Raw genomic sequence first — 14,382 nt, 5'->3', positions numbered from 1 at the left:
CGGCCGTTGCAGGGGGATGCGCCGGGCTGGCCGTGTGGTCTTTTGCCTCTGACAGCGGCACCGGACACAGCGGAGGAAGTCCCATGAGCGCAACCACTGCAGCAGACCTCGACGGCGCCTGGATCGTGCAGAAGGCCAGCGGCGCGGGGCTGGAGAAGGCCGCAGGCCTGCGGTTCGATTTCGACGGCGGCACGCTGTACGGCTCCAGCCCGTGCCGCAGCTTCACCACTACCTTCGGGCCGGGTCTGGAGAACCTGATGCTGTCGCCGTTCCAGATCGGCGGCGGGCTGTGCGACGAAGAGACGATGATCGCCGAGCGGGAGTTTCTGGAGCAGATGCGCCTGGTCAACCGCATGGAGGTGACCGGGGACGGCGAGCTGGTGATGTACAATTTCGAGGCGCCGCTGCTGTGGGCCCGGCGGCTGGAGGAATGAGGCCGCGGCCGCTGCGGCCGGTCGCGGGCGGGGTCAGCCAGGCAGCTCGCTGCGCCAGGGCGGATTGGCGCCGCTGCGCGACACGGTAACGGCCGCCGCCGCCGCGGCAAACCGCAGCGCCGCCTGCGCCGCGTCCGGCGGCAGGGCGCGGACCTTGGGCCGGGCCAGATGGCCGCTGTCCTGGAGCGCGGCAAGGAAACCCGCATTGAAGCTGTCGCCCGCCCCAACGGTATCCGCTACCGCAGCGGGGGCCGCGGGCACATGCAGGAAACTGCCGCAGGGCAGCAGCGCCGAGGCGCCCTTGGCCCCCGTCGTCAGCAGAACCGCGGCAGGCCCCATCGCCTGGATCCGGGCCAGCCTGCCGCGCAGTGCGCCGCCGCCCGGTTGCAGCCAGTCGAGATCGTCCATGGAGAGTTTCACAATGTCGCTGAGCGCCAGCATGCGCTGCAGCCGGGCGCGGTAGCGGGTCTCATCGGTGATGAAGCCGGGGCGGATGTTGGGGTCGAGCATCACCAGCCGGTTGCTGCGGGCGCGCTGCAGCAGCGCCTCGTAGGCCTCTGCCGCCGGTTCGCAGGCCAGGGAAATGCCGCCGAAGAAAAGGACCGCCGTCTCCGGGCCGGGATCAGCCAGGTCCTGCGGCGCCAGCATCCTGCCGGCGGTGTTCTCGTCATAGAAGGCGTAGCGCGCCTCGCCCTTATCCAGTGTCACAAAAGCCAGTGTGGTGGGGCGGGGGCTGATGGCGCAGGGGGCGGTGCTGACGTTGCTGGCCTGCAGAGCCTGCAAGAGCTTCCGGCCGAACAGGTCGGAGGACAGGCCGGTTGCCAGGGCGCAGGGCACGCCGAGGCGGCCAAGCGCAATTGCGGTGTTGAACACCGCGCCGCCGGGGCAGGGGGCGAAACAGATACTGCCGTCCGCCGCTGCGGCGGGGATCATGTCGATCAGCGCTTCGCCGCAGCACAGGATCATCCGGGGCGGCCTGCGGCCTGGCGCTGTCTGCAGGATGTCTGGTTCATCGGGGCCTCCTGCCGCCATCAAACAGTCTGCGGGCCGCGGCTGCAAGAGCGCGGCAGCAGGCCCGCCTAGCGGGTGAAGCTGACCGGCAGGCTGAGCCTGATCCGGCTGGCCGCAAGCTGTTTGGGTGCGGCGGGAAACCGGCCGGCCCGGGCGACGGCGGCGAGGGCGGCTTGGTCGAAGACGGTACTCCCTGAGGATTTGGCGATGCGGTGTTCCAGCAGGCGGCCGTCGCGGGCAACGGTGAGGCGCAGCACCACCCGGGCCTGGCCGCGGGCGCCGGAGGGGTAGCGCTTGCGCCGTTCGATGCGGGCGCGGATCTTGTTGCCCCAGAGGTTGCGCAGCTTGGCCTCCCGGCCGTTGTCGGCGGTAGCGGTCTGCGCGCCGCCGGCCTGTCCCGCCTCGGCGCCGCTGCCGGCGCCCGCCGCCTGCTGGCCCGCCTGACCGGCTGCGTTGCGGTTGGAATTGGCCTTGGGTGGCCGGGGCTGCTGCGGCTGCGGTCTAGGGGCCGGCTTGGCCTGCGGCTCAGGTTGAGACTCGGGCCTGCGCGGTTTGGGCGGCGGCGGGGCGGTGTCCGCCTGCACCGGCTGTGCGGCTTTGGGTTCTGTGAGCGGGGCCAGCAGCGCAGCGCGGGGCACCTGGGCCAGGTCGATCTGCGGCAGCGCCGGGACAAGGGTGCTTGGCGCCCCATCAGCGGTGGGTGCGTCGATCTGCGGGGTCTCAGGCGATGTCTGCCAGGCCTCGGCCATGCGGGCGACCTCGGCGCTGGCGGGCTGGAGCGAGACCAGCGCGTCGCCGCCCGCACCGCTGGATTGCGCGCCGGTTTCCGGCGCGCCGGCAAAGAGTGCGATGTGAATGAGGCCCGCGAGGCCGGCAAAGACGGTGAATTCGGCGGCACGCTTCATGGGCGATGCACCACCAGTTCGGCGCGGGAAAGACCGGCCTTGGCCAGCTGGCGCAGGATGCGGGCGAGGGTCTTGGCCTCCAGCCGGGCGTCGGCGCGCAGCTGGATGCTGGGGTGGCCTGTGCTGGCGGCGGCGAGGCGGGTGAGGGCGGTCTCATCCTCGGCCCCGTCGAAAAACATCCGGCCATCGGCGCCGATGTAGAGGACCGGCTGGGCCTCTGGCGCGGCCCCGGAGGCGGCCTCGGGCGGGGTCACGTCAAACGGGTCGGGCTGCGCCAGGCGCGAGGTCATCAGGAAGAAGATCAGCAGCAGGAACACCACGTTGATCATCGGCACGATGGATTCGGCACGGGGGCGTTTCGGGGGATCGCTCAGGTCCATGAATGCCGCCTCATTCCACCAGCGCGATGTTGCTGAGACCCGCCTGCTGCAACAGGGCGGTGATGTCGGTGATGCGCTGCAGGCTGGCGCCGTCACGGCCGCACAGGATCAGCATGTCGGTTGGGCTTTTCATCAGCGGCGCCAATGCCTGGGCCAGGTTGCTGTCCGCCACCGGCACGCCGTTCACATCCAGGTTGCCGGGCCCGACGCCAATGAGGCGCGGCGGGCCGTCGTAGCTGCCGCCCTGTCCGGCCAGCGGCAGTTGCAGCACCGTGTCCATGCCAAAGCGGGAGGCCAGCATGAAGAACACGAGGAGCAGGAACACCACGTCGATCATCGGTGTCAGGCTGGGCTTGCGCCGGGGGCGCGGGGCGGGGGCGAGCTGCATGGGGCTACTCGGCGGCCAGCGCCAGCTGATCGGGCTGGCGGGCGACGAAGATGCGGGTGGCGCTGTCCTCCAGGTCGCGGCGGATGCGGGAGATCACCGCCTCAAACCAGGTCAGCGCGGCGGATGCGGGGATTGCCACCGCCATGCCGGCGGCGGTGGTCAGAAGCGCCTCCCAGATGCCGCCGGCCAGCAGAGCGGGGTCGGCCTTGGAGCCGGCGGCCTGCAGGGCCTGGAAGGCGGCGATCATGCCCAGAACAGTGCCGAGGAGGCCCAAGAGGGGGGCGATGGTGGCAATCAGCTCCAGCGCGCCAAGGCCGGTCGCGGCGCTGGCCAGATGCAGTTTGGCGACCCGTGCGGTCTCTTCGCGGGCGCGGTCCTCCGGCAGGCTGGCGGTGGCGGTGAGGGCGGCCGTGACGACTTTGGAACGCACGCCAATGCGGGGCTGCACGATGGCCAGCGCGGCGGCGCGGTCGCCGCGTTCAAAGGCGGCAACCGCATCGGCGGCCTTGCCGCGCGACCAGGCGCCGATCAGGGCCAGCCGCCAGATCTTCCACAGGATCAGCGCCAGGGTGATCACCGAGAGCGCCGCAATGGCCCATATCGAGGGGCCGCCGTCGCGCAGGAATTTCAGCGCCTTGGCAGAGGCGTCATTGGCCATCTGCGCCAGCTCAGGCGGGGCGGCGGGCGATTCAGCCGCGGGCTGCGGGGCAGGGGAGGCTGCAGGGTCCGCGACCGGGGTATCTGCGTCTGACGGAAGGGTTGGGGCCGGGGCAACCGCGGCTGTCGGCTCTGGCGCTGTTCCGGCGGCGGCGGGCGTGTCTGCGGTGATGGCAGGGACCGGGGCTGCCGGGCTTTCCTGAGCCACGGCAAAGGGGGCCATGAGCAGAAGGGCAGCCGCGGCTGCGGGCAAACGAAGGGTCATGGACCGGTCTCCAGCCAGAGGCGCCGCAGGGGCGGCGTCAGATTGTCGGGATGGCTGGGCGGCCCCTGAGGGAGCGGGGAATGCCTTGCTGGAAGCGTCTCAGGGGGAAACGCGGGGTCACGGGTAGGAAAACCAACCCGTTTTGTCAAGATTATGGGATCAGGCGGTGTCTGACTGCCAGGTCATGGCCTCAAACTCCTCGCGGAAGGCGAAGCGGGCGAGGTGGCGGTCGATGATGCCGCGCGCCTCGGCCAGGTCTGCGGGGGCAGGCGCGGTGACTTCGGCGGTCAGGGTGTTTTCTGTGGCCTGCAGGGTGGCCGGACCCATTCCCAGCGCGATGGTGCCGCGGGTGTCATTGTGGTCCACGGGCACCTTATGCGCAAAATGTTTGCACAGCTGCCGCAGGTATTTGGAGGCGTTCGGGGTCTCGAACCGGCCCTGATCGGTAAGCATGATGTAATCCTTAGTGTTTTACTCAGATTGCGGCACAATAACGCGCTGCAAGCCTGCCGCAAGCGGAAATCCGGGGCGCATTTTGCCGCCGGGGCGTGAATTTCGCTGCTGACAAGCGGCGCCGGGATGCGTAGAAGGGCCGGGCTGCGGTGCAGGCAGGATCCGCGCCCTTGCCTTTGTTAGTCTCTGTTTCCGGGGATTCGGGCGGGCGGATACGGCGACCCACATCTCAAGCGGTTCCATGAAAATCCTTGAGAGGCCTCCAAAATGTTCCGGGCTTTTGAAAATCTTGTCGATCCCTTTGCGCCGGCCCATCAGGCGCCGCCGCGGGCCAGTTTAAGGGCCTATCTGGCGCAGCAACTGGCGCCCTATGGCAAATGGCTGCCGCTGATGTTTGCCACCGGCGTTCTGACTGCACTGATGGAGAGCGGGCTGATCTTCTATTCCGGCCGGGTGGTGGACCTGATGGCGGAGACCGGCGCGGGGGCGTTCTGGGCCGCACATGGCACCGAGATGCTGCTGGCGCTGTTCTGCGTGCTGATCGTGCGGCCGTCGCTGGTGGGGTTCAATCACCTGCTCTTGGAGCAGACGCTGTCGTCGAACCTGCAGGAGCAGGTGCGCTGGCAGGCGCACCGGCATCTCTTGGGGCAGTCGGCGGGGTTCTTTCAGAACGATTTCGCCGGGCGGCTGAGCAACCGGGTGATGCAGATGGGGCCTGCGGTGCAGGACAGCGTGCATATGCTGTTCGAGGCGGTGCTGTTTGCCGTTACCTATATGATCGGCGCGGTGGTGGTGCTGACGCAGATCGACTGGCGGCTGGCGGTGCCGCTGGTGGCCTGGGTGGGGCTTTATGGGCTGTATGTGCGCCACACCGCACTGAATGTGGCGGCGACGGCAGAGAAATGGTCCGATGCGCGCTCTGCCGCGACCGGGCGGATTGTCGATGCCTATGGCAATATCGAGACGGTGAAGCTGTTTGCCCGCGACGGGCAGGAGCAGGCCTATGCGCTGTCGGCGCTGCGGCGGCTGCGGACGCGCTATCAGCGGTTTTTGCGGATGATGACGCGGTTGGCGTTTGGAAGCATCGCCATCAATGGCGTGCTGATCCTGATTGTGGTGGTGCCTGCCATCTGGCTGTGGATGCAGGGCCTCGTCAGCGTTGGCGAAGTGGCGGCGGTCTCGGCCCTGACCATCCGGCTGAACGGGATGAGCGGCTGGATCCTCTGGGTGACGATCCGGCTGTTTGAGAACATGGGGGTGATCCGGGAAGGCCTGCGGTCCCTGTCGGCGGAACATGAGGTGACGGATGCGCCGGCGGCAAAGCCGCTGGAGGTGGCCCGTGCTGAGGTGCGGATCGAGGGGCTGCGGCACCATTACGGCAACACGGCTGGCGGGGTGAACGGCATTGATCTGCATATCCCGGCGGGCCAGCGGGTGGGCATTGCCGGGCCGTCGGGGGCGGGGAAATCGACCCTGATCAACCTGCTGTTGCGGTTCCGCGACCCGGAGGGCGGGCGCATCCTGATCGACGGGCAGGACATCCGCGATGTGACGCAGGAGAGCCTGCGCAGCCGGATCGGGGTGGTGACGCAGAACGCCTCGCTCATTCACCGCTCGGTGCGGGCCAATATCATGTACGGCACCCCTGGTGCCACGGAGGCAGAGATGATTGCTGCCGCCAAGCGGGCGGAGGCGCATGAGTTCATCATGGGCCTGCGCGACCACGCGGGGCGGACCGGCTATGACGCCCATGTAGGGGAACGCGGCGTGGCGCTGTCGGGCGGCCAGCGGCAGCGGATCGCGATTGCGCGGGTGGTTCTGAAGAACGCGCCGGTCCTGATCCTGGATGAGGCGACCTCGGCGCTCGACAGTGCGGTGGAGGCAGCGATCCAGAAGACTTTGCTGGACGTGATGCAGGGCAAGACGGTGATTGCGATTGCCCACCGGCTGTCGACGATTGCGCAGATGGACCGGATCGTGGTGCTGCAGGAGGGGAAGATTGCCGAGGACGGCAGCCACACCGAACTGCTGGCGCGGCAGGGTGTCTATGCCGGGCTGTGGCAGCGTCAGGCGGGCACGGCGGAACGTGTGGCGGAGGCGGTGTGAGGGCTAGAGACCCGCCATCAGCACATCCACCGCACGGGTGATCAGGTCGCCCTGATCCGCAACAGCGCCGGTGCGGCGCAGGCTGGCGCGGCGCACCGCTGCGATCAGCCGGGTAGCCAGGATCAGGCGCTGGGTGTTGTGCGTGATTTCCGGGTTCAGGTGCGTAACGGCCGGGTAGTTTGCCAGCAACGGGATGACAACGACGGACGGGTCGGGCGGCAGCAGATCGCTTTCGATCACGACCATGGAGATACCGTTGTATTCCGCGACGTCGAAGCGGGTCAGACCTTCCACGAGGTTGCCCCTGGCGCAGTCATGATGTCTGCCAGCGGGTGTCCGTGCTGTTCGTGCCAGTCGGATTGCGCGGCAAAGGCATCGGCGTTTTCTTTCAGCCACTGCTTACGCCGTGCCTCGGCAACGGCCTGCACCAGCGCCGCCTCTGCCACTGCGGAGACGTTGATGCCGAGAGCCTTGGCGCGGTCCAGCGCCTGCGCATCCAGGGTAAGGGAGGTCTTGCGTTTGGCGGTGGTGGTCATGGGGATATGCTCCGGTGTTATACCGCCAACATATACCGTCCGAGTATATATCGCAAACTCCGGTGCGCCTTGCGGGGCGCACCAGGTGCCAATTTGGCAAGGTGCCGACAGTCAGACGGCCTCTGCCGTTTCTGGCATGTCGCTTTGGGTTCGGGCGCGAATCTGGGCGATATCGCTTTTTAGAGTCTGGAAAACCGCATCCCCGAACCATTCCAGCGAGGCCTCGCAGGCGGGGTCCCGCGCCAATTCGGCCAGCAGGGCGCTGTAGTCATAGGCGCCTTCGAACAGCGGGACCATGCCGTCGCGGCTGCCTGCGGCGCTGTAGACGTTGGCGGGGGCAAAGACCCCGAGCCGGTCGCGGGCGGAGACGTTTTTCAGGTGGTAGTGGGCGATGCGGGGCAGGAGGATGCGGCGGGCCTCTACCGGGTCGTCGCCGCCTTCCCAGACGTGCAGGGCGTCGAAGTTGATGGCGAGCGCGTCGTGGTCCGTGGCGTCGATCAGGCCGCAGGTGGCGGTGAGCGTGTCGGCGAGGGTGCCGGGGTGGGTTTCGATCAGCAGCCGCAGCCCGTGATCCGCGGCAATGGTGCAGGCCTCGCGCAGGGCGCGGGTGGTCTGGCGGCGCTCGTCCGGGGTGGCCTCGGCACTGGACTGCTGGCCCGCGAAGGTGCGCATTTTGCCCGCGCCCCAGGTCCGGGCCTGGGCGCAGAGCGCCAGGGTGCGGCTGCGTAGAAGATCCGCATCATGCAGCGGCAGGTAGTCGCTGATCATCGGAACCGACAGGCCCTGCGCGGCCATCCACTGGGCATTGTGAATGGCCAGCGGCGATTGGTTGCGGGCGTGCACGCCCCAGAGCTCGATCCCCTGAAAGCCGTTGTCGCGGGCCCAGAAGGCGATGTCCTTTAGCCCGATCAACTGATGGCGGAAGGAAATGGTGCAAAGCGAGATTTTCATGCCGGAACCTCCAGATTTTGCGTTTGTCCATGTGCAGGGACGGGCTGGTGGCTGGCCGGAATGCTCGACTGGGCTGGCAGGTTGATGGCGCACCAGTCCTGAAACTGGGTATGAAGCGCCGCTTTGATGGTGAATTCGAGCTGGTCCAGCGCATCCAGCGCCGCGAACAGGTCGGGGATCATGGCGCGGTCGGTGGTGTGGGCGATGCGGGCGGCCAGGAAGTGCAGGCTTCGGAAACCCTCGCAGAGCGCCTCCACCCGGTCGCATTCGGCGTCGAAGGCTTCGAACGGCGTGTCCAGCTCCTGCCAGAAGAAGGCAAAGGCGTGCTCATAGGCGTATTTGCGCAGGGAGAGCACCGGCATTTCCCGCACCGCGCGGCCCAAGTCCGCCAGCGCTAGCGGCCGGGCGGGGTCGCAGTGGTAGCTGAAGATCCGCCGCAGGCCGGAGGTCAGCAGGTTGTCGTCGGCGTGGAAGGTTTCAGTGAAATAGGCCGCCAGATCCTGTGCCTGCGGCGCCTGTGCATTGCCGCTGTTCAGGATGTATCCACCCGCCACCGTGGGCTGGGCCATCGCGTTCAGGATGTTCTCGCGCGGCAGGTCGCCGCGCCAGCGGTAGTCCGGGTCATAGAGGTGCCAGAGGTCCGGGTCGTCGGTCAGCTCAATGATGACGTAATGCGGGAAGGGGTTCTGATTGTACTTGTTCTCATGCTCCGGCAGGTGGAACATGTCGAGGAAGACCACCAGCTGCGCGTCATCGGATTTGGTTGAGAGGAGCTGTTCGAAGCGGATCAGGTTCTGCTCCTTGCTCTGGCCGTGATCGTACCATTCGCGCACCGGAATGCTGTAGAGCCGCTCGGCCCAGGCCGCGAAGTGATCCTGGGTGATCTCCTCGCTGTGGTAGGCGAGCTGCATCGCGGGTGTGACCGCAAAGCTGCTGTCCCAGGTGCCGAAGTAGAACGGGCGGAAGTTCAGGTGCTCATGCCGCCGGATCGCGGCGCAGAGGCAGCTGACGAAGCAATGCACGGTGATTTCGCTGGGGGCGGGGGCGGTGTCTGCCTGCGGCACGGGGTCTTCGCCCAGCAGCATCAGGATCAGCCCGTCGACGGTGGCGAAATCGCTCTTGGACAGCTCACGTTCGGGCATCTCAACGCCGTGGTCCGTCTCCAGATGCAGCATCAGGTTGATGAGGATCACCGAGTCGATGTGCAGGTCGTCGTTCAGCACGGCATGCGCACTGAAGTTCTGCATATGCGGGTTGGCAAGCGGGCCGGAGAGGGTCTGGCGGATGGCCTCAAGGATATTGTCGTAGGTCATGCGTCTGCACTCACTGGTGTGAACTCAGCGGCGATCTCGCGGCGGCTGATCTTGCCGTTTGTCTGTCGGGGCAGGGCGGGCTGCTGCCGGATCAGGGCGGGCTGCTGGTAGTTTGCAAGCGCTGCGCGGCAGGCCTGGCGGATGCTGTCCTCTGATGCGGTGCCAGCGTACAAGAGGCCCGCGCGGGCGCCGGAATGCGGGTCGGGCAGGCGGAAGGCGACGGCGTCGCTGACGCCGGGCAGGGCCATCACGGTTTTCTCGATGTCCTGCGGATAGACGTTGAGGCCGGCCACGTTGATCATGTCGTCGGCGCGGGCGGTGAAGACCAGCATGCCGGTATCACTCAGGTGGCCGAGATCGCCGGTGTCGATTGTCTGCCCGGCGATGGCGATGCGGACCGCGTCCGGGGTGCCGTCCCGCCCTGCGGTCAGGGTCACGTGCGGCAGCGGCTGGCCGACGTCATAGGGGTTTTGCAGGTCCTGATTGATCGCGACGCAGCCCGCTTCTGAGCAGCCGTATTGCTGGAACAGATAGGTGGTGCGGGCGCGGATCGTTTGGAACCAGGCATCGGGCAGCACGGTGCTGGAGGTGTTGGCAGCGTAAAGGCGCTGGCCCTCGGGCAGGAGGCGGGCCAGCGTGTGCAGCATCGCGGGCGAGGTATAAAGCAGCGGCTGATCGGTCTCGCGCAGGCGGCGCAGGATGTATTTCGGGTTCAGGCTGTCGAGCACCACCGGCACATGGCCGCGGTGCAGCGCCACGAACACGCCGGCAATAAGCCCGTAGGAATGGGTGACGGGGCAGGCGATCACCGGCGTCATCGCGGCGCTGGCGGTGAAGAAGGCGGCGTAGCTTTCGACCTCTGCCGCGATTTCATCCCAGGTGCGGGTGATCACCTTGGCCGCACCTGTGGTGCCAGAGCTCAACTGCACCAGCACGCCGCCGCGCGGGGCAGTGCCGGCTTGCGGCAGGGCGGTTTGCTTCAGACCGTCGCTGAGCATCACGTCGCAGCCCGCAGCCTGCGCCATTTCGCGGGCGGTTTCCGGCGGCAGGCTCGCGTGGATCGGAAAGACGCCGGCGCGCTGCGCGCGCAGGTACAAAAGCGCCGAGAGCGCGGTGCCGGCGTTCTGCATGTGCAGGCCGTAGCGGTGCGCGGCGGGCGCCGTCAGCACTCGGTCGAGCCGCGCGGCGAGGTCAGAGGGGTCGATGGGGGTGTCGTTCAGAACAAACATGTCTGTCATCCTTTTCCGGTGGCCAGGGCGTTGGCGATCAGGTGGCCGAGCTGCGGTTTTTCAGGGTCTATCTTGCGGGAAATCAGGCTTTCGGCGCGGATCTGCGGGGTGAAAGGCGCGAAGGCGGCCTGCCGGTCCTGCATTCCGTGCTCAGCGGCGTAGCGGTCCAGGCGGGCGCGTACCCGGCACCAGAAGGTGGCCTCTGCCAAGCCGTAATGGCGTTGCAGAAGATCAGAGAGGTCGGCGAGGTTGAAGACAAACAGCGTGTCCATCACCAGCCAGCGGAGTTCTTCTGCACTGGACATGCGGTGGAATTTGTCCGGCGGCGCATGTTTGTAGGCCGGGTCGATCTGCGACAGGTCCGGGCATAGGCCGGGATGCGAGAGCAGCTCCGGCACATATTCCAGGCTTTCGTGGAAATCGCGGGCAATCAGGCCGGTTGGCCAGCCGTCCTCGTGCTGCAGGATCAGGTTCTGGCCATGCGCCTCCAGCCCAATGCCGTGGGCCACCATCAGGTGCCAGATTGGCAGCACCGCCACCTCGATCAGCCGGGCGAGCCAGGCGTCCAGCCCGTGTGCCTCAATCCAGGGGGCGATCAGGGGCCTGCCATCGGGATCAGTGAGGGCGAGGCCGTTTACGGGCATCATGCTGTTTGCGGGCAGGCCGAGCGCCTCGGGGCTTTGCCGCCAGATCGCGGCCAGATGCCCGTCCAGCGCGGCGCCGCGGCCGGCGGTGATGGCGGCGTATTCCGGCAGGATGGTCAGCGGGTAACGGCTGGAGAACAGCGGGTCGCTTTCCAGCACCTGTGCTAGCCAGCTGGAGATCGCAGGGGCAACGGCGACCGATTCCGGTGCGAGGGTGCGCAGCGAAGAGGTATTGCGCATCGCCATCGCGGTTTTCACATGGGCGCGGGCCGGGTCCGAGGCGTTCATCAGGGTGCGCACCGATTGGGTCGCACGGTAGCGGTCTCCGATGGGGCCAAGCTCCCGCAGCCGGCCGGAGGTGCGCCATTGACTGCAGAGCGGGTCGTTCTGCAGTTTGGCGTGCTGCCAGGGGTGCAGGGGCAGCAGGTGGAAGGCGCCGGGCGGGGTGCCCTGCGCCTCTGCCAGGTCGGTGATGCGTTGCCATTCTTCGCGGCCCAGCTCCTGTGCCCAGAAATCCGGCGAAGGCAGTTCCTGCTGCACAAGGCTGTGATGGAACAGCACGCCCGTCAGGCGGAAGGTTTCACCGCCCTCCGGCCCGTAGGCGAGGTGGTCGGCGTCAGTGAACCCGCTGCGGGCCTTGTAGCAGGGGTGATAGGGGTGGCCCTCCTGCAGGGCGGTTTCAAGGGCAGAGATGCCCAAACGGTGCCGCCGGGTTGCGGGGGGGATATGCAGCGCGGTCAGATTGCTGAGGTGTTCGGTATGGCAGAGGTCGGCGCGCAGGATGTCGAGCGCGCAGGAAGGCTCCGCCACCGCCGCCAGCACATCCGCGGTACTGGCGGGGCGCCATCTGGTGCTGTCATGGACCTCGATGCTGCCCTCCTGCAGCCGGTAGCGGCCAAAGGCGCCGCGGCGGCCGCGGGCGCGGAATTGGGCCTGCCGGAAGGACCAGGTGACGGTCTGGCTGCGGTCCAGTTCTAGCGATATGGCCCAGCCCTCGCACAAGAGCGCCTCGCAGAGCTGGCGCAGGACGCGGGGGGCGGACGTGGCGCGGCTCAAGCTCTCATGCAGAGACATCGGCGCGCTCCTGCACTTGCTGCGGCTGCACCGTGGTGATCGGGTTCGGCATCTGCAGGAACAGCCCTTCCTGCGCTTGAGTTTCCAGCTCATCCACGTTGCGGGCGCGGGTCAGCAGGTTGGCCTTGGCGCTGAGCGCAGGCGCGGTCAGCAGGTAGCGGGCGAAGTCTGTCCCGGCAGCGCTGAGGCGGCTGGCGGCAGAGGCCAGCCGTTGACGCAGCAGCAGCAGCAGCGCGGGCTCCGCAACCAGCCCGTCGCAGCCCAGGCGGCGGATCACCGCGAAGATCTGGTTGACCACAAGGTAATAGGCCATCCGCTCATTGATATGGGCACGCGGGTAGACCAGCGCGGGCTGTTCGGCCAGCGAGGGCTCCAGCGCGCGGAGGCGGGGCAGGGCGTCCTCGGCGATGAAATAGCCCTGGTTGTCGCGGTAATAGCCGCGCGACGGCAGGCCGGTGCTGAGGTCCAGGAGGCTGTTCTGCTGGTGCGCCTCCAGTGCGATGCCGTGGCAGTCATAGAGGTCCAGCACCGGGTCGAGCATGCAAGTAAGGTAGGCCTCGAACCAAAGGCGGGCGGTCTCTGCCGGGGCTTCGCCGCGCTCTGCCGCCAGCCGTTTGACGAGGCTGGTCAGGAGCGCGCTGCGGCCCGGCAGCGGATCGGCGGTGAGGGCGGCGAGGTTGTAGATGCCGTTGCCCGCCGCGCCCATGAAGGGGTTTTCGCGCAAGATCACCTCAAACCCGCTTTCGCTTCGGCCAGGCAGGGTCAGGGTCAGATAGGCCGGGTCGTTGAGGATGCGGAAACGGGGGCTGCCGGCGTCCAGATGGTTCAGCAGCCGCGCCATCAAGACGCCGGTTTCCAGCTCATTGTGCTTGGTCACGCGCAGGGAGTTGGTCAGCCGCACCGGGATCGAGAATTTCAGCATCCAGGGGCAATCGGGCGCATAGAGCGTGCGCATGGAGGAGGTGGCAGCGAAGGCGCAGCCCCCCTCCCCCAGGTTGCGCAGGCGGCCCGTGGCCAGCAGCGCCTGCACCTCCGGGTCGAGCCGCAGCATCTGCGCCTGCAGCGGGTGGGCCGGGATCAGCACTTCATCGGGGCGCAGCCGGAAGGCGCCGTCGAGGCCGGGGATCTGGCGGAGCAGATCGGAAGCTGTGCCTCGCGCGGCGCCTTGCGATACGAGGCTCTTGTCGGCGGCAAAGAAGGTGAGGCAGAATTTACCAGCATATTCAGGTGCATAGGCTGCCTGCTGCCAGGGCGTCAGCCCGTCGCGGCTTTTGGGCGTGGGGTGCAGCCAGTGGCCGTAGGAGAGCGCCTGCTCTGCCGCCAGAAAGCTGCCGGGCTCGGCCGTGTCCGCGTGGCAGCGCAGGATATGCTCGATCTCGGCATTGCTGTTGAAGAGGCCGCGCAGGAATTCCGGCAGTTTGCCCGCATCGCGGCTGTTCTGCCGAACGAAGCAGTCCTGCGCGACCAGGGTCAGGACCTGAACCGCCGGTGCCGCCTGCCAGCTGGTGGAGCCGTCAAAGAGGATTTGCGCAGGGCCGAAACGGTGGGGGCCGACCTCCGAGAAATAGGCGATCTGGACCCGCAGCCGAGCGGGAATGTGGCTGAGCGGCAGTTCAACCGCATCGCGGCTGCCGGTCAGGATGGCGCTGCCGGGGGCAATTTCACGCAGGTAGGTGTTGAGCAGCGCCTGCAGCGAGGCGGTTTGCGCTGCAGCCGCGGCCCAGGAGCTGGACTGGTGAGGGGGCTGAAAGCTCATCGCGGGCCTCCCGGCAGGGAGGGGGAAGGGGCGGGGTGCATGGTGCAAACGGGTCCCGTAGCCGTGCCGCGGCGCGCGCGGCAGGTGCCGGCGCGGTGCCGGGCCAGCGGGCGGGCCGGGTCAGATTTCGACAAGAACTAGCGGGATGGCTGGCTGCGGAGCGGCGCGGGCAAAGGGCTGGGCGCCGGATGTGAAGGTGAGATCACGCCGCCTGTATAGCCTGTTCGGCGGAGCGGGGAAAGGGATTTCTGACTATTTTACTGAGGTATGCGGCTGGCGG

At 67.6% G+C, this 14,382-nt stretch carries 15 protein-coding genes; 2 read left to right on the top strand and 13 right to left on the bottom strand.

What is annotated here, in order from left to right:
• The first annotated feature begins 83 nt into the window (after nucleotides 1-83).
• Nucleotides 84-434, top strand: coding sequence for an META domain-containing protein (locus LHL23_RS14410; protein ID WP_226430388.1), 351 nt, complete (start codon nucleotides 84-86; stop codon nucleotides 432-434).
• A 33-nt stretch (nucleotides 435-467) separates the two neighbouring features.
• On the opposite strand, the gene LHL23_RS14405 is transcribed toward LHL23_RS14410, so the two are convergent.
• The 6 genes from LHL23_RS14405 to LHL23_RS14380 form a co-directional block, all read right to left on the bottom strand.
• Nucleotides 468-1,400, bottom strand: coding sequence for a carbohydrate kinase family protein (locus LHL23_RS14405; RefSeq protein WP_226430387.1), 933 nt, complete (start codon nucleotides 1,398-1,400; stop codon nucleotides 468-470).
• A gap of 113 nt (nucleotides 1,401-1,513) precedes the next feature.
• Nucleotides 1,514-2,350 (bottom strand): TonB family protein, encoded by an 837-nt coding sequence (locus LHL23_RS14400; RefSeq protein ID WP_226430386.1) that lies wholly within the window; start codon nucleotides 2,348-2,350, stop codon nucleotides 1,514-1,516.
• The gene (locus LHL23_RS14395) at nucleotides 2,347-2,730 is read right to left on the bottom strand and encodes an ExbD/TolR family protein (RefSeq protein ID WP_226430385.1); all 384 of its coding nucleotides are present in this window, start codon (nucleotides 2,728-2,730) and stop codon (nucleotides 2,347-2,349) included. Before LHL23_RS14395 ends, LHL23_RS14400 begins: the two co-directional genes overlap by 4 nt.
• Before the next feature lie 10 nt (nucleotides 2,731-2,740).
• Entirely contained in the window at nucleotides 2,741-3,118 is a 378-nt protein-coding gene (locus LHL23_RS14390; protein ID WP_226430384.1) for an ExbD/TolR family protein, read from the bottom strand.
• 4 nt (nucleotides 3,119-3,122) lie between these two features.
• Entirely contained in the window at nucleotides 3,123-4,040 is a 918-nt protein-coding gene (locus LHL23_RS14385) for a MotA/TolQ/ExbB proton channel family protein (RefSeq protein WP_226430383.1), read from the bottom strand.
• Nucleotides 4,041-4,199: 159 nt separating this feature from the next.
• The gene (locus LHL23_RS14380) at nucleotides 4,200-4,493 is read right to left on the bottom strand and encodes a DUF2218 domain-containing protein (protein WP_226430382.1); all 294 of its coding nucleotides are present in this window, start codon (nucleotides 4,491-4,493) and stop codon (nucleotides 4,200-4,202) included.
• A gap of 267 nt (nucleotides 4,494-4,760) precedes the next feature.
• On the opposite strand from LHL23_RS14380, the gene LHL23_RS14375 reads away from it, so the two are divergent.
• Nucleotides 4,761-6,599, top strand: a complete 1,839-nt coding sequence (locus LHL23_RS14375; RefSeq protein ID WP_226430381.1) for an ABC transporter ATP-binding protein — start codon at nucleotides 4,761-4,763, stop codon at nucleotides 6,597-6,599.
• A 3-nt stretch (nucleotides 6,600-6,602) separates the two neighbouring features.
• Here the strand turns inward: LHL23_RS14375 and LHL23_RS14370 are convergent, their stop codons facing one another.
• The 7 genes from LHL23_RS14370 to LHL23_RS14340 all read right to left on the bottom strand — a co-directional run bounded on the left by LHL23_RS14370 (nucleotide 6,603) and on the right by LHL23_RS14340 (nucleotide 14,102).
• Nucleotides 6,603-6,893, bottom strand: coding sequence for a CcdB family protein (locus LHL23_RS14370; protein WP_226430380.1), 291 nt, complete (start codon nucleotides 6,891-6,893; stop codon nucleotides 6,603-6,605).
• The gene (locus LHL23_RS14365; protein ID WP_226430379.1) at nucleotides 6,881-7,135 is read right to left on the bottom strand and encodes a type II toxin-antitoxin system CcdA family antitoxin; all 255 of its coding nucleotides are present in this window, start codon (nucleotides 7,133-7,135) and stop codon (nucleotides 6,881-6,883) included. The genes LHL23_RS14370 and LHL23_RS14365 overlap by 13 nt, the downstream gene beginning before the upstream one ends.
• A 111-nt stretch (nucleotides 7,136-7,246) precedes the next feature.
• Nucleotides 7,247-8,086 carry a sugar phosphate isomerase/epimerase family protein gene (locus LHL23_RS14360; protein WP_226430378.1) on the bottom strand — a complete coding sequence of 280 codons (840 nt, stop codon included), beginning with the start codon at nucleotides 8,084-8,086 and terminating at the stop codon, nucleotides 7,247-7,249.
• A complete protein-coding gene (locus LHL23_RS14355; RefSeq protein ID WP_226430377.1) occupies nucleotides 8,083-9,399 on the bottom strand; it encodes a DUF6005 family protein in 1,317 nt (438 codons plus the stop codon). The genes LHL23_RS14360 and LHL23_RS14355 overlap by 4 nt, the downstream gene beginning before the upstream one ends.
• Nucleotides 9,396-10,628, bottom strand: a complete 1,233-nt coding sequence (locus LHL23_RS14350) for an AMP-binding protein (protein WP_226430376.1) — start codon at nucleotides 10,626-10,628, stop codon at nucleotides 9,396-9,398. The genes LHL23_RS14355 and LHL23_RS14350 overlap by 4 nt, the downstream gene beginning before the upstream one ends.
• Nucleotides 10,629-10,633: 5 nt before the next feature.
• Complete coding sequence (locus LHL23_RS14345) at nucleotides 10,634-12,346, bottom strand: IucA/IucC family protein (protein ID WP_226430375.1); 1,713 nt, start codon at nucleotides 12,344-12,346, stop codon at nucleotides 10,634-10,636.
• Nucleotides 12,333-14,102 carry an IucA/IucC family protein gene (locus LHL23_RS14340; protein WP_226430374.1) on the bottom strand — a complete coding sequence of 590 codons (1,770 nt, stop codon included), beginning with the start codon at nucleotides 14,100-14,102 and terminating at the stop codon, nucleotides 12,333-12,335. The genes LHL23_RS14345 and LHL23_RS14340 overlap by 14 nt, the downstream gene beginning before the upstream one ends.
• Nucleotides 14,103-14,382: the final 280 nt, after the last annotated feature.

This window comes from Leisingera sp. McT4-56, assembly GCF_020514995.1.
Classification (GTDB): domain Bacteria; phylum Pseudomonadota; class Alphaproteobacteria; order Rhodobacterales; family Rhodobacteraceae; genus Leisingera; species Leisingera aquaemixtae_A.
Note: the sequence above shows the minus strand (reverse complement) of the source record. Positions and strands in the feature narration are given on the sequence as shown.